This window comes from Rhodobacter ferrooxidans (assembly GCF_000176015.1).
In the GTDB taxonomy this organism is placed as follows: Bacteria; Pseudomonadota; Alphaproteobacteria; order Rhodobacterales; family Rhodobacteraceae; genus Pseudorhodobacter_B; species Pseudorhodobacter_B ferrooxidans.
The window spans coordinates 96,262-116,042 of record NZ_ACYY01000011.1 but is presented as its reverse complement, the minus strand read 5'-3'; the positions used below and the strand labels follow the sequence as shown (position 1 = coordinate 116,042).

17 protein-coding genes are annotated in these 19,781 nt (G+C 68.4%); 12 read left to right on the top strand and 5 right to left on the bottom strand.

The genetic code is table 11. The features are described from left to right. Positions 1-94: 94 nt before the first annotated feature. The 3 genes from RSW2DRAFT_RS09835 to RSW2DRAFT_RS09825 are packed head-to-tail and all read left to right on the top strand — an operon-like array spanning position 95 to position 5,792. The gene (locus tag RSW2DRAFT_RS09835; protein ID WP_008030477.1) at positions 95-967 is read left to right on the top strand and encodes a DUF58 domain-containing protein; all 873 of its coding nucleotides are present in this window, start codon (positions 95-97) and stop codon (positions 965-967) included. Continuing rightward, positions 967-3,714 (top strand): DUF4159 domain-containing protein, encoded by a 2,748-nt coding sequence (locus RSW2DRAFT_RS09830; RefSeq protein ID WP_008030475.1) that lies wholly within the window; start codon positions 967-969, stop codon positions 3,712-3,714. Before RSW2DRAFT_RS09835 ends, RSW2DRAFT_RS09830 begins: the two co-directional genes overlap by 1 nt. Continuing rightward, a complete protein-coding gene (locus tag RSW2DRAFT_RS09825) occupies positions 3,711-5,792 on the top strand; it encodes a glutamine amidotransferase (protein WP_008030473.1) in 2,082 nt (693 codons plus the stop codon). The genes RSW2DRAFT_RS09830 and RSW2DRAFT_RS09825 overlap by 4 nt, the downstream gene beginning before the upstream one ends. On the opposite strand, the gene RSW2DRAFT_RS09820 is transcribed toward RSW2DRAFT_RS09825, so the two are convergent. Next, a complete protein-coding gene (locus RSW2DRAFT_RS09820; protein WP_008030472.1) occupies positions 5,787-6,485 on the bottom strand; it encodes a DUF599 domain-containing protein in 699 nt (232 codons plus the stop codon). The genes RSW2DRAFT_RS09825 and RSW2DRAFT_RS09820 overlap by 6 nt on opposite strands. Positions 6,486-6,565: 80 nt before the next feature. Here RSW2DRAFT_RS09820 and RSW2DRAFT_RS09815 point away from each other — a divergent pair, with 80 nt between their 5' ends. From RSW2DRAFT_RS09815 to RSW2DRAFT_RS09785, 7 genes are all read left to right on the top strand, one after another. Continuing rightward, a complete protein-coding gene (locus RSW2DRAFT_RS09815; protein WP_008030469.1) occupies positions 6,566-7,999 on the top strand; it encodes an FAD-linked oxidase C-terminal domain-containing protein in 1,434 nt (477 codons plus the stop codon). A gap of 61 nt (positions 8,000-8,060) precedes the next feature. Continuing rightward, on the top strand, positions 8,061-9,155 hold the full coding sequence (locus RSW2DRAFT_RS09810; RefSeq protein ID WP_008030468.1) for an FAD-binding protein: 1,095 nt from the start codon (positions 8,061-8,063) through the stop codon (positions 9,153-9,155). Between the two features lie 7 nt (positions 9,156-9,162). Then, complete coding sequence (locus RSW2DRAFT_RS09805; RefSeq protein ID WP_008030466.1) at positions 9,163-9,489, top strand: hypothetical protein; 327 nt, start codon at positions 9,163-9,165, stop codon at positions 9,487-9,489. 1 nt (position 9,490) lies between these two features. After that, positions 9,491-10,792 (top strand): glycolate oxidase subunit GlcF, encoded by a 1,302-nt coding sequence (glcF, locus tag RSW2DRAFT_RS09800; RefSeq protein ID WP_008030464.1) that lies wholly within the window; start codon positions 9,491-9,493, stop codon positions 10,790-10,792. Between the two features lie 47 nt (positions 10,793-10,839). Further along, a complete protein-coding gene (locus tag RSW2DRAFT_RS09795; protein ID WP_008030462.1) occupies positions 10,840-11,640 on the top strand; it encodes a trypsin-like serine peptidase in 801 nt (266 codons plus the stop codon). Further along, a complete protein-coding gene (locus RSW2DRAFT_RS09790; RefSeq protein ID WP_008030459.1) occupies positions 11,637-12,446 on the top strand; it encodes a trypsin-like serine peptidase in 810 nt (269 codons plus the stop codon). Before RSW2DRAFT_RS09795 ends, RSW2DRAFT_RS09790 begins: the two co-directional genes overlap by 4 nt. Before the next feature lie 116 nt (positions 12,447-12,562). Beyond that, entirely contained in the window at positions 12,563-13,021 is a 459-nt protein-coding gene (locus RSW2DRAFT_RS09785) for an Hsp20 family protein (protein ID WP_008030457.1), read from the top strand. 127 nt (positions 13,022-13,148) lie between these two features. Here the strand turns inward: RSW2DRAFT_RS09785 and RSW2DRAFT_RS09780 are convergent, their stop codons facing one another. After that, complete coding sequence (locus tag RSW2DRAFT_RS09780) at positions 13,149-15,161, bottom strand: vWA domain-containing protein (RefSeq protein WP_008030455.1); 2,013 nt, start codon at positions 15,159-15,161, stop codon at positions 13,149-13,151. Next, positions 15,158-15,694: an RNA polymerase sigma factor gene (locus tag RSW2DRAFT_RS09775; RefSeq protein WP_008030453.1), complete on the bottom strand. Its 537-nt coding sequence runs from the start codon at positions 15,692-15,694 to the stop codon at positions 15,158-15,160. The genes RSW2DRAFT_RS09780 and RSW2DRAFT_RS09775 overlap by 4 nt, the downstream gene beginning before the upstream one ends. A 250-nt stretch (positions 15,695-15,944) precedes the next feature. Between RSW2DRAFT_RS09775 and RSW2DRAFT_RS09770 the strand changes: the two genes are divergently transcribed. Next, on the top strand, positions 15,945-16,733 hold the full coding sequence (locus tag RSW2DRAFT_RS09770; RefSeq protein WP_008030450.1) for a HalD/BesD family halogenase: 789 nt from the start codon (positions 15,945-15,947) through the stop codon (positions 16,731-16,733). An 82-nt stretch (positions 16,734-16,815) separates the two neighbouring features. On the opposite strand, the gene RSW2DRAFT_RS09765 is transcribed toward RSW2DRAFT_RS09770, so the two are convergent. After that, complete coding sequence (locus tag RSW2DRAFT_RS09765) at positions 16,816-18,294, bottom strand: NAD-dependent succinate-semialdehyde dehydrogenase (protein ID WP_008030448.1); 1,479 nt, start codon at positions 18,292-18,294, stop codon at positions 16,816-16,818. A gap of 117 nt (positions 18,295-18,411) precedes the next feature. Between RSW2DRAFT_RS09765 and RSW2DRAFT_RS09760 the strand changes: the two genes are divergently transcribed. After that, entirely contained in the window at positions 18,412-19,182 is a 771-nt protein-coding gene (locus tag RSW2DRAFT_RS09760; RefSeq protein WP_008030446.1) for an alpha/beta hydrolase, read from the top strand. Here RSW2DRAFT_RS09760 and RSW2DRAFT_RS09755 read toward each other — a convergent pair. After that, the gene (locus RSW2DRAFT_RS09755) at positions 19,177-19,737 is read right to left on the bottom strand and encodes a hypothetical protein (protein WP_008030445.1); all 561 of its coding nucleotides are present in this window, start codon (positions 19,735-19,737) and stop codon (positions 19,177-19,179) included. The genes RSW2DRAFT_RS09760 and RSW2DRAFT_RS09755 overlap by 6 nt on opposite strands. Positions 19,738-19,781: the final 44 nt, after the last annotated feature.

The following is a 19,781-nucleotide window of genomic DNA, read 5'->3' as shown; positions in this document are numbered from 1 at the left end:
TGGCGCTGAACTTTGCCGCACGGGCGCGCGGCGACAGTCTGGCGGGGGTGATCGACCGGGTGGCGCAGGCCACGCTGGGGCTCGAGGCCGCGGCGTGAGCGAAACCGCCCTCCTGCGGTCGCGGGCCGAGGCGCTGGGGCAGGCCCTGCCGCCCCTGCTGGCGGCGGCCGAGCATCTGGCGGCGACAGTGATGCTGGGCGAGCATGGCCGCAGGCGCGCCGGGCTTGGCGATGAATTCTGGCAATACCGCCCGGCCCATGCCGGGGATTCGGCGCGGATGATCGACTGGCGCCGCTCGGCCCGGTCGGATGCGCATTTCGTGCGCGAACGCGAATGGCAGGCGGCGCAGTCGGTGGCGCTTTGGGTCGATACCGCACGGTCGATGGGGTTTACCGGCGACAAATCCCGCGCGCCGAAGGCCGACCGGGCGCGGCTGCTGGCGCTGGCTTTGGCGGTGCTGCTGCTGCGCGGCGGTGAACGGGTCGGGCTGGCCGGGGCCGCGACGCCGCCCCGCTCGGGCCGCGGGCAGGTGATGCCGCTGGCCGAAGGGCTGCTGGCGGAAACCGACGCCGATTATGGCCAGCCCGATACCACCGGTCTGGTGGCGCATGGCCGGGCGGTGTTCGTGTCCGACTTTCTGGCCGATCTGGCGGGGGTCGAGGCGGCAATGGGTCGCGCCGCCGACCGTGGCCTGCGCGGCGTGCTGTTGCAGGTGCTGGACCCGGCCGAGGAGGATTTTCCGTTCGACGGCCGCACCATCTTCGAATCGATGGGTGGCAGCCTGCGGCATGAAACCCTGCGCGCGGGCGATCTGCGCGACCGTTACCTGGCCCGCCTGGCCGAGCGCAAGGAACGGCTGGCGACCCTCGCCCGTGCTTCCGGCTGGCACTACCATTGCCACCACACCGGCCAGGCGGCGCAACCGGCGCTGCTGTGGCTTTACCGGGCGCTGGAGCGGGCGGCCTGATGTGGATGCTTGGCCCCATCGGCTTTGGCTCGCCCTTGCTGCTGCTGGGGCTGGTGGCCTTGCCGCTGCTGTGGCTCTTGTTGCGCGCCGTGCCGCCCGCGCCGATCCGGCGGCGGTTTCCCGGCGTGGCGCTGCTGCTGGGGCTGAAGGATGCCGAGGCCGAGACCGACAAGACGCCGTGGTGGCTGCTGCTGTTGCGGGCGCTGGCGGTGGCGGCGGCGATAATCGCCTTTGCCGGGCCGGTGCTGAACCCGCAGCAAAGGGCACCCGGCAGCGGGCCGCTGCTGATCCTGATCGACGCCGATTGGGCCGACGCCCGCGACTGGCCGCGCCGGATCGACCGCGCCACCGCGCTGGTGGAAGAAGCTGGCCGTGCCGGGCGCCCGGTGGCGCTGCTGCGGCTGACCGACACGCCGCAACCGCCGGTGTTTCAGGCCGCCGATGCGCTGGGCGCCACTCTGGCCGGGTTGACCCCGCAACCCTTTGCGCCGAATGATCTTTCCGCCTGGGCCAAGGTGCTGCCGTCCGAGGGTTTCGACAGCTTCTGGCTGACCGACGGGCTGGAGCATAAGGGCCGCGACGCGCTGACCGTGGCTTTGGGCGCCAAGGGCAAGCTGACGGTGTTCCAAAGCCCGCGGCCGCTGCTGGCCCTGCGCCCGGCGGGGTTCAAGGATGGCGCGGTGCAGGTTTCTGCCCTGCGGCTGCCAGCGGGCGCTGCGGTGCAGGCCGAGGTGTCCGCCCGCGGCCTTGACCCGGCGGGGATCGAGCGCGAACTGGCGCGGGTGGTGCTGGCCTTCCCCGCGGGCAAGGATCAGGCCGAGGCCAGCCTCGATCTGCCGCCCGAACTGCGCAACCGCATCACCCGGTTCGAGATTGCCGGGGTGCGCTCTGCCGGGGCGGTCAGCCTGACCGACGACAGCCTGAAGCGGCGCAAGGTGGCGCTGATCGGCGGCGCTGCCGACCGCGAGGGGTTGCTGCTGCTGTCGCCCACCCACTATCTGAAGCAGGCCCTCGCCCCGGTGGCAGACCTGATCGACGGCACGCTGACCGACATCCTGCTGGCCAACCCCGATGTGATCGTGCTGGCCGATGTGGCGCGGTTGTCGCCGGTGGAAACCGACGCGGTGATGGATTGGCTGGACAAGGGCGGGCTGCTGTTGCGCTTTGCCGGGCCAAGGCTGGCGGCCTCGGACCTTGCGCGCGAGACCGACGACCCGCTGATGCCGGTGCGGCTGCGCATCGGTGGACGCACGGTGGGCGGCGCGATGAGCTGGGGCGAGCCGAAGGCGCTCGCACCCTTTGCGCAGGGCAGCCCGTTCTTCGGGCTGGAAGTGCCGCCCGAGGTCACCGTCAGCCAGCAGGTGCTGGCACAGCCCGACCCGGAACTGGCCGCCCGCAGCATCGCCGCCCTGGCCGATGGCACGCCCTTGGTGACCCGCCGCGCCGTGGGGCAGGGCCAGGTGGTGCTGTTCCACGTCACCGCCAATGCCGAATGGTCCAGCCTGCCGCTTTCCGGCCTGTTCGTGCAGATGCTGGAGCGGTTGGCGGTTTCTACCCGCCCGGCGCTGGCCGAGGCTGCGGACCTCGCGGGCCAGATATGGGTGCCCGAACTGGTGCTGGACGGTTTCGGGCAGGCGTCAGAGGCCGGCGAGGTGCCGGGGGTGGCGGGCGAGGATCTGGCGAAGGCTGTGCCCGGGCCGGGGATGCTGCCGGGGCTTTACGCCGGGGCCGACCGCCGGGTGGCGCTGAACGTCATCGGGGCCGACACCAAGCTGACGCCAGCAAGCTGGCCTGCCGGGATTGCCGTCGAGGGCATGGAAGTGGCCCGCGAGCAGGCCTTGAAGGGGGCCTTCCTTGCCGGGGCCATGTTGCTGTTGCTGCTGGATATTCTGGCGGCGCTGCAAATCTCGGGTCGGCTGACCGGCCGGATTGCGGCGGGTGTTGTCGCCACGCTGCTGGCGCTGTCGCCGCCACAAGCCCGCGCCGAAACCGGCGATGATTTCGCAATGATGGCCACCGCCGAGGTGCGGCTGGCCTATGTCGTGACCGACGATCCAGGCGTGGACAAGATCGCCGCCGCCGGTCTGCGCGGCCTTGGCCTGCGCCTCTTTGAACGCACCACGGTGGAACCCGGCGAGGCTGTCGGGGTGAATATCGAGGCCGACGAACTGGCGTTCTTTCCCTTCCTTTACTGGCCGGTCACCTCTACCCAGCCGCTGCCCTCGGTCGAGGGTTATGCCAAGCTTAACCGCTACCTGCGCTCGGGCGGCATGATCCTGTTCGACACCCGCGATGGCGACATGACCGGCGGCGGCGCTTCGCCCGAGGCGCGGCGGCTGCAACTGCTGGCCGCCCCCCTGGACATTCCGCCGCTGGAGCCGATCCCGGCTGACCATGTGCTGACCCGCACCTTCTATCTGCTGCAGGATTTCCCCGGCCGCTACGCAGGTTCGCCGCTGTGGGTCGAGGCCGCCCCCCCCGATGCCGAACAGGCCGAGGGGATGCCGTTTCGCAACCTCAACGACGGGGTGACGCCGGTGGTGATCGGCGGCAACGACTGGGCAAGCGCCTGGGCAGTGGACGAACGCGGCGCGCCGATGTTCCCGGTGGGGCGCGGCTATGCCGGTGAGCGGCAGCGCGAGATTGCCGCAAGGTTCGGCATCAACCTGATCATGCATGTGCTGACCGGCAATTACAAATCCGATCAGGTGCATGTGCCGGCGCTGCTGGAAAGGCTGGGCAATTGACCGGGACGCTAATCACCGATCCGCTGCTGCCCTGGCCGGTGCTGGCCGGGCTGGCGTTGCTGGCGGCGCTGCTGCTGGGCTTTGCCGCCTGGCGCGGGCTGTCGGGCTGGCTATTGCGCGGGGCTGCGGGGCTGGTGCTGCTGGCGGCCCTTGCCAACCCCAGCCTGCAACAGGAGGACCGCGCGGCGCTGTCCGATATCGTGATTGCCGTGGTCGATGACAGCGCCAGCCAGAAGCTGTCCGACCGGCCCACGCAATCCGAAACCGCCCTTGCGGCGGTGCGGTCGGAACTGGCGGCCTTGCCGGGCACCGAATTGCGGGTGGTGCGGCTGGCCGATGCGCCGGGCGATGGTGGCACCCAGTTGATGACCGCACTCTCGGGCGCTTTGGCCGAGGAGCCGCGCGGCCGGGTGGCGGGGGCGATCCTGATCACCGACGGGCAGGCGCATGACCTGCCCCTCGCGCCGCCGATGCCAGCGCCGCTGCATGTGCTGCTGACCGGGCAAAAGGCCGACTGGGACCGCCGCCTGATCATCCGCAACGCCCCGGCCTTCGCCATTCTGGGCGAGCCGGTGATCCTGACCCTGCGGATCGAGGATCAGGGCGCGGTGCCTGCCGAGGCGGGCTATGAGGTCGATCTGACCATCGCCATCGACGGCGGCGAACCGGTGCTGTTCTCGGTGCCGGTGGGCGAGGATATGGAACTGCCGGTGACCCTGCCGCATGGCGGCATGAACGTGCTGCAATTCCAGATCCCCGAAAGCCCCGGCGAATTGACCGCCCGCAACAATGCCGCCGTGGTGTCGATCAACGGCGTGCGCGACCGGCTGCGGGTGCTGCTGGTTTCCGGCGAGCCGCATGCCGGCGAACGGGTCTGGCGCAACCTGCTGAAATCCGACGCCTCGGTGGACCTCGTGCATTTCACCATCCTGCGGCCGCCGGAAAAGCAGGATGGCATCCCGGTGGACGAGCTGTCGCTGATCGCCTTTCCCACGCGGGAATTGTTTGTGGAAAAGATCAACGAGTTCGATCTGATCATCTTCGACCGCTACCGGCTGCGCGGTATCCTGCCGCTGTCCTATCTGGAAAACGTCCGCGATTATGTGCGGCAGGGCGGCACGGTGCTGGTGTCGGCGGGGCCGGAATTCGGGGCGGTGGACAGCCTGTGGCGCTCGCCGCTGGCCGAGATTTTGCCGGTGCTGACCACCAGCCGGGTGATCGAGGGCGGCTTTGTCCCGGCGCTGACCGATCTGGGGCGCAGGCATCCGGTGACCCAAGGGTTGGAGGCTTTGGCGCCGGAAGGTGGCTGGGGCCGCTGGTTCCGCCAGATCGAGATTTCCGCCAAGCCCGGCGCGCAGGTGGTGATGCAGGGGGCGCAGGATCAGCCGCTGCTGGTGCTGGCGCGTGAAGGCGAGGGCCGGGTGGCGGTGCTGGCCTCGGATCAGGCCTGGCTGTGGGGCCGCGGCTACGAGGGCGGCGGGCCGCAACTGGAACTGCTGCGGCGGCTGGCGCACTGGATGCTGAAGGAACCGGAGCTGGAGGAGGAGGCGCTGACCGCGCTGGCCAAGGATCAGCTTCTGACCATCACCCGCCGCAGCGTGGCCGAAACGCCGCCGGGCGAGGTGACGATCACCGCCCCGGATGGATCGGAGGTCAAGCTGGCGCTGCCGCAGGTCGAGCCGGGCCATTTCGCCGCCGACTGGCTGGCCCCCGGCGTCGGGCTTTACCGGCTGGCGCAGGGCGATCTGACGGCGGTGGTGGCGGTCGGCCCCTCGGCGCCGAAGGAGTTCGAGGAAACCATCGCCACTGGCGACAAGCTGGCCCCTGCGGTGACGGCGGCCAATGGCGGCATCCTGCGGCTGCAAGATGGCGCGCCGGATATACGGGCGGTGCGCGAGGGCCGGGTGGCGGCGGGGCGCGGCTGGATCGGCATCACCCCGCGCGGCGCCTATGTCACGCAGGATATCCGGGTGGCGGCTTTGCTGCCGGGCTGGGCGTATCTGTTGCTGGCGGTGGCCTTGGCACTGGCGGCCTGGCTGCGCGAGGGCCGGTTCGGCAAGCGCAGACCCAACTCATAACCCGCGGTTCAGCATCACCGCCCGCGACTGCGAGGCGAACTCGCGCCGCAGCCCCTGCGCCAGAGTCAGGGTGATGGTGGCTAGCAAGACCTCCGGCCCCAGGAACCACCCCAGCGCCCCCAGGGCAAAATACACCGAGCGCAGGCCGCGATTGTAGGCGCGGGCGGCGGTGATGTTCAATTCGGCCGCCTGGGCTGCGCGGGGCAGACATTCGGGGTTCGAAATGTCATTCGGAACCGCCGCCATCATGATCGAGCAATAGCCGAACAGCCGGTGCGACCAGACGAATTTCAGGAAGGCGTTGACCAGAAATGCCAGCACGAACAATATCTTGACCTTCAGCACCAGCGCCGAGGCGGTCTCCAGCGTCAGTTCCTGGGCCAGGCCCTGCAACGGTGTGGTATTGCCCACCAGCGCCAGCCCGCTGCCGATGGCGATGATGCAGGCCGAGGCGTAGAAGGTGATGCCCTGCCGCAGCCCGTCCAGCACGCCGGAATCGAAGATGCGCGGGTCGCGGGTGATGAATTCCCGCATCCACTCGCGCCGGTAGGTCATCATCAGCACCGACACCGAAGGGTAGCGAAAGCCGGGCCGATCGACCAGACGGCCCAGCAACAGCGAGGCCAGCACGGCATAGGCGGCGGCGATGCCGTCCAGCGGGGTGAACAATCGGGAAAGCGACATAAGGTCCATGCCGCAGCCTAACCGGGAACGGCTGTCCTTGCCAGTGCGGCGGCGCGGGTTATAGTCCATGCAAGGATTGGAGGATTGCCATGCAGATGCCCGTGCCGAACCCGGCGATCCTGGCGCGCAAGGCGCAGATCGTGCGGCGCTTGCAGTCGGTGCTGCCCGCCGACGCCGTGGTGCATGACCCCGCCGATACCCGCGCCTATGAATGTGACGCGCTGGTGGCTTACCGCTGTGCGCCGCTGTGCGCCGTGCTGCCGCGCACCACCGCCGAGGTGTCTGCGGTGCTGCGCATCTGCCACGAAGAAGGCGTGCCGGTGGTGCCGCGCGGGGCGGGCACCAGCCTTGCCGGGGGCGCCTTGCCCACCGCCGATTGCGTGCTGCTGGGGGTGGCGCGGATGAATGGGCTGCTGGAGGTGGATTATCCCAACCGTTTCGTGCGGGTGCAGGCCGGGCGTACCAACCTGAGCGTGACTGGTGCTGTCGAGGCGCAGGGGTTCTTTTATGCCCCCGACCCCTCCAGCCAGTTGGCCTGTGCGATTGCCGGCAACATCGCGATGAACTCGGGCGGGGCGCATTGCCTGAAATACGGGGTGACCACCAACAATCTGCTGGGGGTGACGCTGGTGCAGATGGACGGCACGGTGCTGGAAATCGGCGGCGGCTTTCTGGATGCGCCGGGGCTGGACCTGCTGGGGGTGATCTGCGGATCCGAAGGCCAGTTGGGTGTGGTGACCGAGGCCACCTTGCGCATCCTGCCCAAGCCCGAGGGCGCGCGCCCGGTGCTGATCGGCTTTGACGCCAACGAGGTGGCGGGGCAATGCGTGTCCGACATCATCCGCTCTGGCGTGTTGCCGGTGGCGATCGAGTTCATGGACCGCCCCTGCATCGAGGCGACCGAGGCCTTTGCCCATGCCGGCTACCCCGATTGCGAAGCCTTGCTGATCGTCGAGGTCGAGGGCAGCCCTGCCGAGATCGACGAGCAGTTGGCGCGGATCATCGCGGTGGCCCGGCGGCACAACCCGGTGGAGATCCGCGAAAGCCGGTCCGAGGCGGAATCGGCGCGGATCTGGCTGGGGCGCAAATCCGCCTTCGGGGCGATGGGCAACATCAACGATTACCTTTGTCTGGACGGGGTGATACCGGTGTCGGACCTTGGGCTGGTGCTGCGGCGGATCGGCGAGATGAGCCGCGAATACGGGCTGGATGTGGCCAATGTGTTCCATGCAGGCGACGGCAACCTGCATCCGCTGATCCTGTATGACGCCAACAAGCCCGGCGATCTGGAGTTGTGCGAGGAATTCGGTGCGGCGATCCTGAAGCTGTGTGTCGAGGTCGGCGGTTGTCTGACCGGCGAGCATGGCGTGGGGGTGGAGAAGCGCGATCTGATGGGGGTGCAGTTTTCGGATGTGGATATGGAGGCGCAGTTGCGGCTGAAGGATGTGTTCGACCCGAGATGGCTGATGAACCCCGCCAAGGTGTTTCCGCTGGTGCTGACCGCCGGGCGGCGGGCGGCGTGACGAGAGCCGGGGGGCTGTCTGCCCCCCGGACCCCCCGAGGATATTTGTGCAAAGGTGAAGGATGAAGCCTGCGACTGAGGCAGAGGTGGTGGAGTGTCTGGCGGCGGCGTCGGGGCCGTTGCGCATCGTGGGCGGGGGCACCCGCGGCATCGGCGGGACGCGGGGCGAGGTGCTGGAGACCGGCGGGCTGGCGGGGATTTCGCTTTATGAGCCGGGGGCGCTGACGCTGGTGGCGGGGGCGGGCACGCCCTTGGCCGAGGTGGAGGCGGTGCTGGCGCGGGCCGGGCAGCGGCTGGCCTTCGAGGTGCCGGATTTCCGCGCGCTGTTGGGGCGGCGCGGGGTCTCGACCTTGGGCGGGGTGGTGGCCGCCAATGCCTCGGGGCCGCGGCGGGTGCAGGCGGGGGCGTGCCGCGACGCGCTGATCGGGGTGCGGTTTGTCGATGGTGCGGGGCTGGTGGTGAAGAACGGCGGCCGGGTGATGAAGAACGTCACCGGCCTTGATCTGGTCAAGCTGATGGCGGGGTCCTGGGGCACTTTGGGCGTGCTGACCGAGGTGGCGTTCAAGCTGTTGCCGGTGCCCGAGGCGTCGGTGACGCTGCGGTTGCCGGGGCTGGACGATGCCCGCGCGGTGGCGGCGCTGGCGGCGGCCTTGGGCACGCCCTACGAGGTGACCGGGGCGGCGCATTGGCCGGGGCAGGGCACCTATCTGCGGCTGGAGGGGTTCTCGGGTTCGGTGGACTATCGCGCCGGGCGGCTGGCGGAAGTGCTGGCGGGCTTTGGCGCGGCGGAACGGGTGGACGGGGTGGCGCGCTGGCAGGCGATCCGCGATGTGACGGCCTTTGCAGGCTGCGCGGGCGATGTGTGGCGGCTGTCGGTCAAGCCATCCGACGCGCCGGGGCTGGTGGCGCGCAGCGGGGCGCAGGCGGTGCTTTATGACTGGGGCGGCGGGCTGGTCTGGCTCTTGATGCCGGAAGGCGCGGATTTGCGGGCGGCTTTGGGCGGGTTTTCCGGCCATGCCACGCTGGTGCGGGCGGCGGCGGAAACCCATGCCCGGCTGGCCACCTTCCAGCCCGAGGCACCACCGGTGGCGGCGATCACCGCGGCATTGCGGGCGCGGTTCGACCCGCGCGGCATTCTGAACCCCGGCTTGATGTGAGGGCACAATGAGCGGCGATGCGATCTATTTCGGCCTGCCGATCTGCAGCTATCTGGCGCTGTGCGCCTTGCCGAAGGGCCGGGTGGCGGCGATTGGGGTGAGTCTGGCCGCCGTGGTGGCGGCGGGGTTCTGGCTGGCCGGGGTCGGGGTCGAGGTGGTGGGGGACCGCCTGGCGCTGATCAAGGTGATGTTTGCCGCCATCGCGCTGGCCGCCTTGCTGCAATGGTTGCGCACCCAGTTGGGGGCGAAGCCGCCGCGCTGGATTTACCCGGCGCTGGTGGTGCTGGCGATGGCCGAGGGCGGCTCGCCCGCGGTTCACATGCTGGGGATGTGACGTGCAAACCGCCTTCACCCCCGAACAGTTGCGCGACCCCGGGATTGCCCGCGCCAACCAGATCCTGCGGGCCTGCGTGCATTGCGGCTTTTGCACCGCCACCTGCCCGACCTATCAACTGCTGGGCGACGAGGCCGACAGCCCGCGGGGGCGGATTTACCTGATCAAGGACATGCTGGAAACTGGCCGTCCCGCCGATGCCCGCACCGTCAAGCACATCGACCGTTGCCTGAGTTGTCTGGCCTGCATGACCACCTGCCCCTCGGGCGTGCATTACATGCATCTGGTCGATCACGCCCGCCTGCACATCGAGCGCACCTATCGGCGGCCCTGGCCTGACCGGGCGTTGCGCTGGCTGCTGGCGCGGGTGATCCCGCATCCGGCGCGGTTCCGGCTGGCGTTGCGGGCGGCGCGGTGGGGTCGACCGTTTGCAAGCCTGATGCCGGATGCGCGGCTGCGGGCGATGCTGGCGATGGCACCTGCGGCTTTGCCTGTGGCCAGTGACAGCGACCGGCCGCAGGTGTTTGCCGCTGTGGGGCCGTGCAAGCTGCGGGTGGCCTTGCTGACCGGCTGTGCGCAGAAGGTGCTGAACCCCGACATCAACGACGCCACCATCCGGCTCTTGCGGCGGCTGGGCTGCGAGGTGGTGGTGGCGCGCGGGGCGGGCTGTTGCGGGGCGTTGACCCATCACATGGGCAAGGAGGCTGAGGCGCATGCCTCGGCCTCGGCCAACATTGCCGCGTGGATGGCCGAGGCGCGCGGCGCGGGGCTGGATGCGGTGGTGATCAACGCCTCGGGCTGCGGCACCACGGTGAAGGATTATGGCCACATGTTCCGCGATGGCCCACTGGCGGCGGATGCGGCGGCGGTTTCGGCGCTGGCGCTGGATATTACCGAACTGCTGGAGAAGATCGGGTTGCCGGAAGGCGCGGCGAAGGGGCTGCGGGTGGCCTATCACGCGGCCTGTTCGTTGCAGCATGGGCAGAAGGTGAAGGCGGCACCGAAAGACCTGCTGCGGCGGGTTGGCTTTACCGTGGTCGAGCCTGCCGACAGCCACCTGTGCTGCGGCTCGGCGGGCACCTACAACCTGTTGCAGCCGGAACTGTCCGGGCAGTTGAAGGCGCGCAAGCTGGCCACATTGGCCGCCACCGGGCCGCAGGTGATCGCCACCGGCAACATCGGCTGCATGATGCAGCTTGGCCCGGGTGCCGGGGTGCCGGTGCTGCATACGGTGGAACTGCTGGATTGGGCCACCGGCGGGCCGCAACCGCGCGGCTTGCAATTGGCGGACATGCGGCCTTAAATCCGCCCAAGATTGCCCGTAACGGCAGGGAAATGCCCGGAGGAACCATGCGCCTTTCCCTGCTGATCCCGCTGCTGCTGGCGCTGGCCGCACCACTTGCCGCCCAGGAAAGCCCGCTGCGCGCCTTGCAGACCGCCGATGACAGCCGCGGCTGGAATGCGGTGGGGCGGATCAATCTGGGCAGCCGCGGCTTTTGCACCGGGGCGCTGATCGCGCCGCAACTGGTGCTGACGGCGGCGCATTGCCTGTTCGACAAGGACAGCGGTGCCCGCATCGACCCCGCGACAATCGAGTTTCTGGCTGGTTGGCGCAATGGCCGGGCCGAAGCTTACCGCGGCGTGCGCCGGGCGGTGGCGCATCCCGATTACGTCTATTCCGGCGATGGCAAGCTGGCGCGGGTGGCCTATGATCTGGCGCTGCTGGAGCTGGATCAGCCGATCCGCCTGCCCTCGATCGAGCCGTTTGCCACCGACGACCGCCCCTTGAAAGGCGACGAGGTTGGCGTGGTGTCCTATGCGCAGGGCCGGGCCGAGGCGGCCAGCCTGCAAGAGGTCTGTCATGTGCTGGGCCGCCAGCCCGGCGTGCTGGTGCTGTCGTGCAACGTCGATTTCGGATCCTCGGGTGCGCCGATCTTTTCGGTGAAGGGCGGGGTGGCGCGGCTGGTTTCGGTGGTGTCGGCCAAGGCCGAGGTGGACGGCCAGCAGGTGGCGCTGGGCACCTCGCTGGAAGAACCGCTGGAGGAGTTGCGCGCCGAGATGGCCAGCGAGGACGGGGTGTTTCACCGTATCGCCCCAGCGGTCCATTCGCTGTCCGGGGCCACGGGCGGCGCAAAATTCGTGACACCATGAGGCTGGCGGTTCTGCTGTTGCTGTGGGCCAGTGCCGGGCTGGCCGAAACCGCCAACACCGGGCTGGACCGGCTGACCCGGCGCGATCAGGTGCTGGGATGGGAGGCGGTGGGCCGGGTCGAGGTCGGTGGCGGCTTCTGCACCGGCACGCTGATTGCCACCGATCTGGTGCTGACTGCCGGGCATTGCGTTTACGATCAGGCAACCGGTCAGCCGGTGGATGTGGCGTCGATGCGGTTCCGCGCCGGGCTGCGCGATGGCGAGGCGATTGCCGAAGTGCCGGTGGCGCGCGTGGTGGCGCATCCCTCCTATGACCCGCTGGCCGCGACCGGTGCGGCAAGCATCCGCCACGACGCGGCGCTGCTGCAATTGGCCAGCCCGATCCCGGCGGCTGTGGCGGCCCCTTTCGCCGTGCAAAGGTTAGGCGCGGGGCGCGAGGTGTCGGTGGTGTCCTACGCCCGCGACCGTGAAGACGCGCTGTCCTGGCAGAAGGTCTGCGGCGTCAAGGGCCGGATGGACGGGCTGCTGGCCTTTGATTGCGACGTGTATTTCGGCTCGTCCGGCGCGCCGGTGTTCGACACCTCGCTGGGCCGGGCGCGCATCGTGTCGATCATCTCGGCCGGGCGGCGCGACGAGGCGGGCACGATTTCCTTCGGCATGGACCTGCCGGATGTGCTGGCCGATCTGAAGGCGGCGCTGCGGGCCGGGCGCGGCGTGGTGCAGGCGGCGGTGGCGGCACCGGGCATCCGCAGGATCGGTGCCGGGTCAGGCACGCGGGCGTCAGGCGCGCATTTCCTGCGGCCCTGAGGGTCTTGAAACTGTCGCCGGGCTTTCCCAAATCAGTGTCAACCGGGTGCCATGACGGGCCCGGTCAACCCGCCCGCCCGGTTACCGGGGGGCAATGATTGCCTGATGAGGATGACATGCGCAATTTCGACTTCTCGCCGCTTTACCGCGCCACCGTGGGCTTTGATCGCATCGCAGACCTGATGGATCGCGCGCTGACGAGTGACGGAACCCAACCGACCTACCCGCCTTACAACATTGAAAAGACGGCAGAAAACGCCTACCGGATTTCGGTGGCCGTGGCCGGCTTCGCGCCTGATGACCTTTCCGTCGAGGTCAAGGACGGCACGCTGCACGTGGCCGCCCGCAAGGCCCCCGAGGAGGCCAGCCGCGCCTATCTGCACCGCGGCATCGCCACCCGCGCCTTCGAGCGCCGCTTTGCGCTGGCCGATCACGTTCGGGTGACCAACGCGCTGCACGAACATGGCATGCTGCACATTGATCTGGTGCGCGAGATCCCCGAGGCGCTGAAGCCCCGCCGGATCGAGATCGCCCATACCAACGGCGCCACCGCGCTGGAAGCCCCGGCGGCCTGAGCCTTTGCCGCACATGAAGAAGGGGCGCATCGCAGGGTGCGCCCCTTTTTGTTGGCGTCGCTCATCCGGCCTGACAGCCGTCTTCGCTGGGTTTGCAGCGAGGAAAGCTGTCAGGCTTGACGAGCGGCTATTGCGCCAGGGTCTGCGCCATCCGCATCAGGTTCACCGCCTCGATCCGGTAGCCATAGGGGTCGTCGCCCCGCGCCCCCAACGCCAGTTCGATCGCCTGATCCCAGCCCCAGTCGCCCAGATAGGTCGAACCGGTCAGCAACTGGCCAAAGCCAGCAATCGCCACGGCAAAGCGGGCATCGGCGTCGGGCTCAGAGGTGGCGGGCTGGATCGGCGTCTCGATCAACGCCGAGACATCCTCGCCCGGTGCCTTGTAGCGCAGCCGCAGGAAGCCCAGCTCGTCGGCCTGCGCCAGCGGTTGCGCGGTGCCATAGCGCAGCGGATCGTTGCGCAGCGCCGCCGAGCCGGGGGCGGTGACCTCGTAAAGCGCCGTCACCGCCGTGCCCGCGCCAATCTCGCCCGCATCGACCTTGTCGTTGTTGAAATCCTCGCGCCGCAGCGCCCGGGTTTCATAGCCGATCAGCCGGTATTCGGCCACCGCGGCGGGGTTCCATTCGACCTGGATCTTCACGTCATCGGCAATCGGGAACAGCGCGCCGGTCAGTTGATCGACCAGCACCTTGCGCGCCTCGTTCAGCGTGTCGATATAGGCGGCGGTGCCGTTGCCGTTCTGCGCCAGCGCCTGCATGGTGGCATCGTCCAGGTTGCCGCGGCCAAAGCCCAGCACCGACAGATAGACCCCGGTATCGCGTTGTTTGGCAATGTATTTCGTCAGGCCTTCCGGGTCGTCGATGCCGACGTTGAAATCGCCGTCGGTGGCCAGCAGCACGCGGGACACCTCGCCCGCCCCGGCCATCTTGCGCGCCACCTGATAGGCCAGCGCCAGCCCCTCGGCCCCGGCGGTCGAGCCGCCAGCCCCCAGCCGGTCCAGCGCCGCCAGAATCTCGTCGGCGTTTTCGGCCTTGGTGGGCGGCAGAATTTCACCCGCCGACCCGGCATAGGCGACGATGGCCACCTGATCCTCGGGGCGCAGTTCGGCCAACATCAGCCGCAGCGACTGTTTCAGCAGCGGCAGCTTGTTGGCATCCTCCATGCTGCCCGAGGTGTCGATCAGGAACACCAGGTTCAGCGGCGGCCGGTCGTCCAGCGCCGGCAAGCGGCCCTGCAGGCCGATACGCACCAGCCGCGTGCCGGGGTTCCACGGCGTCTGCATCACCGTCACCGCCGTACGGAACGGCGCCTCGCCCGCCACCGGGGCGGCGTAGGCATAGGGGAAATAGTTCACCATCTCCTCGACCCGCACCGCTTCGGCCTCGGGCAGGTAGCCCGCGTTCAGGCTGGAGCGGACCACGGCATAGGACGCGGTATCGACGTCGATCGAGAATGTGGAGACCGGCTCCTCGGCGGTCACCTTGACCGGATTGACCGGGGCGGAGGAAAATTCCTCGGTATTCTCCAGCGGCATCGGCGCCATTTCGGGCATCGCGAGGCCCACCATACCGCCCGGAGCGGTCTTGAAGGCAGGGGCCGGCGCACCAGCCATCGGTGCCGCCATTGCATCGGCGCTTTCCATCGCCGGCTCGGGGGCGGCGGCGGTATCGGCCATCGGTTCGGTGATCAATTCGGGCGTCAGTTCAGGCAGCACGGGGGTCTGCGGCGCTGCGGTCAGTGCATCCACATCCTGCCGGACGCGGCCCGGTTCGGCGGGCGGCTGCACTGGGGTTTCGGCCAGCGGCGCCACCGGGGCCGCCTGTTGCACCGCCGGTTTCGGCACTGGCAGATTCAGATCGCCGATCAACGGCAGCACCACCACCAGCCCCACACAGATCGCCGCAACCGAGGTGGTGGCGGCCAGCACACGAGTCGTTCCAAGGGATTTCAGCATGTCAAACACTCCGTTCAGGAAACCCGCCGGTTCGGGGCGGTCGGAGTTAGGACGTGCCGCCGAGGGCGATCCTTGGAGGTGATCGAAATTTTTCATCGCCAGCGCGATGGCCTCGGCCTTGGCCGTGGCTTCAGGGGCGGGGGCTTGCCGCAGCGCGGCCTGCAATCTGTCGAATTCGTCCATCATCTTGCCTCCTCGGCTGCGATGACGCGCAGGCGTTTTTTCACTTCCGACATCCGCCAGGCGATGGTGCCCTCGGAAAGCCCCAGCACCTGCCCGGCCTCGGCCTGGCTGAGGTCTTGCCCCAGCACCAGCGCCAGGGTGTCGCGCAATTCCGGTGGCAACCGGGTCATTGCCGCCTGCAACCAGTCCAACGCCGCGCGGTCCTCGGCGATGCCGTCCTGCCGCGCCAGTTCCCAATCGCCCCAGCCGTTGGCGGCGCGGGAATGGGTAGCCTGACGGCGGCGCAGGTCGTGGGCGGCGTTCACCGTGACCCGGTAAAGCCAGGTGGTAAAGCGTGCGTCGCCGCGCCAGCCGCGCAGCTTGGCGGGCAGGGCGGCGCAGATGTCCTGCGTCAGGTCCTGCGCCTCGGTCCGGCTGCCGGTCATCCGCCAGGCCAGCGCAAACACCCGGTCGTAATGCCGTTGCAGCAGCGTGGCAAACGCCGCGCGGTCGCCCGCGGCGGCGGCTGTGGCCAGGGTTTCATCGGTCGTGTCCATGCACATCACGATAAGTGAGACGCGGGGGGCAGGGCAATCCTTGGTGCTGTGGCAGGAATATTTGCGGGTGACGGGGGATATCTGCCAAAGCCCCGGAATCGCGGGGGTTTCCTGTGGGGTGCGGCACGGCGGCCTTCGGCTCAAGGTGTCGCACCCGGTAATGCAGACCGATTTTCGCCCCGCCGGAAATATTTTCGTTGTTAATTACCCGGATTCCGGCAGTCTGGCGTGGCAACCACAGGAGATTGCGATGCGCGATATTCTCGATCTGGACCGCTATCCGCTGGACCAGCCCGGCAGCCCCGAATGGCAGGCGCTGGTCGATCGCTGCCGCGCCGATCTCGCGCGCGACGGCATGTTCAATCTGGACGGGCTGCTGCGCCCCGCGGCCATTGAAAAGGCGCTGGCCGAGGTGATGCCGGTGATGCAGACCCTGTCCTTCACCCACCGCCGCCTGCACAACATCTACTTCAGCAAGACCGTGCCCGGCCTGCCCGAGGATCATCCGGCCTTGCGGCAGGTGGCCACCGTCAACCACACCGTCTGCGCCGACCAGATCGCGCAATCGGTGCTGCTGTGGGTCTATGAATGGGCGCCGTTCATCTGGTTTCTGGCGGCGGCGATGGACCAGCCGGTGCTTTACCCGATGCGCGATGCGCTGGCGCGGGCGAACGTGATGGAATACCGCGACGGCGAGGGGCTGAACTGGCATTTCGACCGCAGCGTGTTCACCACCACCCTGCTGTTGCAAGCGCCCGCGGTGGGCGGCGAGTTCATCTACCGCACCGGCCTGCGCACGGCGGATGACCCGAATTACGACGGCGTGGCGCGGCTGCTGCGGGGGCAAGACCCGGATGTGCAAAGCCTGACGCTGGCGCCCGGCACGCTGAACGTGTTCTTCGGCCGCGACACCCCGCATCGGGTGGCACCGGTGCAGGGGGAACGCTCGCGGGTGATCGCGGTGTTTTCCTATTTCCCGCGGCCCGGCGTCGAGTTTTCGCGCGAGGAGCAGATCGGGTTCTACGGTCGCACCGGCTAAACCCCGCCGCTCCTCAAGCCTTGGCGGCTTTCCTCGCTGAAACCCAAGCGAGGAAAGCCGTTCCGGCTTGAGGAGCGCCTGGTCAGATCGACAGGCAGATGTATTTCATCTCCAGATAGTCTTCCATGCCGTGATGGCTGCCCTCGCGGCCCAGCCCCGACTGCTTCACCCCGCCAAACGGTGCGACTTCGGTGGAGATGATGCCGGTGTTCACCCCGACGATGCCGTATTCCAGCCCTTCCTGCACCCGGGTGATGCGGCCGATGTCGCGGGCGTAGAAGTAGCTGGCCAGACCAAAGATCGTGTCATTGGCCTTGGCCACCACTTCCTCCTCGGTGTCGAACTTGAACAAGGGCGCCAGCGGGCCGAAGGTTTCCTCGTTGGTCACCATCATCTGCTCGGTGACGCCGGTCAGGATCGTCGGCTCGAAGAACGACCCGCCCAGCGCATGCCGCTTGCCGCCCATGGCGATCTTCGCGCCCTTGGCGGTGGCGTCGGCAATGTGCTCTTCCATCTTCAGCACCGCGTCCATGTTGACCAGCGGCCCGAACTCCACCGCCTCGGACAGCCCGTCGCCAACGCGGGTCTTGGCCAGCGCCGCCTCCAGCTTGGCGGCGAAGGCGTCATAGACCCCGGCCTGCACATAAATCCGGTTGGCGCAGACGCAGGTCTGGCCGTTGTTGCGGAATTTCGACATCATCGCACCGGCCACCGCCGCATCCAGATCGGCATCGTCGAACACGATGAAGGGCGCGTTGCCGCCCAATTCCATCGAGCATTTCATCACCTGATCGGCGGCCTGGCGCAGCAGGATGCGGCCGACTTCGGTGCTGCCGGTGAAGGTCAGCTTGCGCACGATCGGGTTCTCGCAGAACTCCTTGCCGATGTCGGAGGAGCGTTTCGAGGTGATGACCGAGAAAATCCCGCCCGGCAGCCCGGCGCGTTCGGCCAGCACCGCAAGCGCCAGCGCCGACAGCGGGGTTTCCGCCGCAGGCCGCGCCACGAAGCCACAGCCCACCGCCAGCGCGGGTGCGCATTTGCGGGTGATCATGGCGTTGGGAAAGTTCCACGGCGTGATCGAGCCGACCACGCCGATCGGCTGCTTGATCACGGTGATGCGCTTGTCGCGCTGATGGCCAGGGATGGTTTCGCCGTAAACCCGCTTGGCCTCTTCGGCAAACCATTCGATGAACGACGCGCCATAGGCGATCTCGCCCTTGGCCTCGGCCAGCGGCTTACCCATTTCGGCGGTCAGGATCAGGCCAAGGTCATCCTGATTGGCCATCATCAGGTTGAACCAGGCCCGCAGGATGTTGGCGCGTTCCTTGGCGGTGCGGCCGGCCCATTCCTTTTGCGCCACGGCTGCGGCGGCAATGGCGCGGGCGGTCTCGGCGCGGCCAAGGTTGGGCACCTGGCAGATCACGTCGCCGCGCGCCGGGTTGGTCACCGGGAAGGTGGTGCGGTCATCGGCGTCGATCCATTGCCCTGCGACATAGGCCTTGGTGGCCAGCAGCGTCGGGTCTTTCAGCAGCGCGCGCAGATCGGTGACGGAATCGAGCATCTTGGTCTCCACTTTCGGTTTGCATCATGCAAAGCATGGCAGGCGGGGCAATGTCTAGGTCTGCGGCATTGGTTTTCGCCACGTCCACGGGGTTTTGATCAAATTGCGGGGGGAAACATGCGCAGCGATCTGGCCTATGCCAATGCGGCCTTCATTGCGGGCGGGGCCGAGTATCCGGCGCGCTGGGCGCGGGACGCGGCTTCGTTTCGTGCCGCGGTCGGGGCGCGCGGGCGGCTGGGGCTGGCCTACGGGCCGGGTGCGGCGCAGCGGTTTGATCTGTTTTTGCCGGAAGCCGTGCCGCGCGGGGCGCTGATCTTCGTGCATGGCGGCTACTGGCTGGAGGGTGGGCGGGAATATTATTCCCACCTTGCCGCCGGGGCGCTGGCGCGGGGCTGGGCTTGTGCGCTGCCGTCCTACACCCTCGCCCCTTCGGCGCGGATCACCGCCATGGTGGCCGAGATTGCGGCGGCGGTGCAGGCGGTGGCGGCTTTGGTGCCGGGGCCGCTGGTGGTGACAGGCCATTCGGCGGGCGGGCATCTGGCGGCGATGATGGGGGTGGTGGCCAGTGGTGCCGCGCGGGTGGTGCCGATCTCGCCGGTGGCCGAACTGGCGCCGATGCTGGACAACAGCATGAACGGCGATCTGCATCTGGATGCGGCCGAGGTGGCGGCGCAAAGCCCGGCGCGGCTGGTGCTGCGGCCGGATTGCAGCGCCCATGTCTGGGTTGGCGGGCAGGAGCGTCCGGCCTTCCTTTGGCAGGCGCGCCTCTTGTCGGAAAACTGGGCCTGCCCCTGGACCGTGGCCCCGGGGCGGCACCATTTCGACGTGATCGACGATCTGGCCGACCCTGAAAGCCTGCTGATGCAGACCCTGCTCGGCGGTTTATGAGCCGAACTTCTCCAGCCCGTCGAAGTCGATCTGTTCCAGCAGCGGCAGCATCACCTCGGTCGGCGCGCCCTCGGCCTGCACCAGCACCCGGTTGCCGATCAGCGCCGACAGATTGCCCTCCTGATCCAGAAACTTCTGCCGCCCCACCCGCACCACCTTGCCCATCTGCGCCATCATCGTGGCATTGCCCAGCATGGCCCCCATCGAGGCCACCATCGGGTTGTCGGCCATCAGGGTGATCTTGAAGCTTTGCTCGCCCATTTCATACTGCGCCTCGATGCCGGAACCGCCGCCCATCATGGCGAAAGCGTCGTTCATGTCGGAGTTGACGGTGCGGGTCCAGCCATCGGGGGCGGCGGGCAGGAAGGTGGTCAGATTGTCGGCCTTGCGGGCTTGCAGCAACTGCTGGGCAAAGGCCAGCTCGTCCGTGGCAAAGGCCACGTCGCCCGCAGTATAGGCGTCCAGCGCGCTTTTGATGGTATCGGCAATCTCGTCGGCCCGGGCCGCAGGGGTGGCCAGCAGCAGGGCTGAGGCAAAGGCGATGGCAATGCGCATGTGAAACCTCCCGGTGAAAACTAGCCGCAGCGTAAGACGCCGGG

Bases quoted from the DNA above. Each gene is read 5' to 3' on its own strand.
- RSW2DRAFT_RS09780 (WP_008030455.1), bottom strand. From the start codon at position 15,161: ATGATGGACGAATTCGACAGATTGCAGGCCGCGCTGCGGCAAGCCCCC.
- RSW2DRAFT_RS09760 (WP_008030446.1), top strand. From the start codon at position 18,412: ATGCGCAGCGATCTGGCCTATGCCAATGCGGCCTTCATTGCGGGCGGG.
- RSW2DRAFT_RS09765 (WP_008030448.1), bottom strand. From the start codon at position 18,294: ATGCTCGATTCCGTCACCGATCTGCGCGCGCTGCTGAAAGACCCGACG.
- RSW2DRAFT_RS09830 (WP_008030475.1), top strand. From the start codon at position 967: ATGTGGATGCTTGGCCCCATCGGCTTTGGCTCGCCCTTGCTGCTGCTG.
- RSW2DRAFT_RS09755 (WP_008030445.1), bottom strand. From the start codon at position 19,737: ATGCGCATTGCCATCGCCTTTGCCTCAGCCCTGCTGCTGGCCACCCCT.
- RSW2DRAFT_RS09785 (WP_008030457.1), top strand. From the start codon at position 12,563: ATGCGCAATTTCGACTTCTCGCCGCTTTACCGCGCCACCGTGGGCTTT.
- RSW2DRAFT_RS09810 (WP_008030468.1), top strand. From the start codon at position 8,061: ATGAAGCCTGCGACTGAGGCAGAGGTGGTGGAGTGTCTGGCGGCGGCG.
- RSW2DRAFT_RS09815 (WP_008030469.1), top strand. From the start codon at position 6,566: ATGCAGATGCCCGTGCCGAACCCGGCGATCCTGGCGCGCAAGGCGCAG.
- RSW2DRAFT_RS09795 (WP_008030462.1), top strand. From the start codon at position 10,840: ATGCGCCTTTCCCTGCTGATCCCGCTGCTGCTGGCGCTGGCCGCACCA.
- RSW2DRAFT_RS09820 (WP_008030472.1), bottom strand. From the start codon at position 6,485: ATGGACCTTATGTCGCTTTCCCGATTGTTCACCCCGCTGGACGGCATC.
- RSW2DRAFT_RS09805 (WP_008030466.1), top strand. From the start codon at position 9,163: ATGAGCGGCGATGCGATCTATTTCGGCCTGCCGATCTGCAGCTATCTG.
- RSW2DRAFT_RS09775 (WP_008030453.1), bottom strand. From the start codon at position 15,694: ATGGACACGACCGATGAAACCCTGGCCACAGCCGCCGCCGCGGGCGAC.
- RSW2DRAFT_RS09790 (WP_008030459.1), top strand. From the start codon at position 11,637: ATGAGGCTGGCGGTTCTGCTGTTGCTGTGGGCCAGTGCCGGGCTGGCC.
- RSW2DRAFT_RS09770 (WP_008030450.1), top strand. From the start codon at position 15,945: ATGCGCGATATTCTCGATCTGGACCGCTATCCGCTGGACCAGCCCGGC.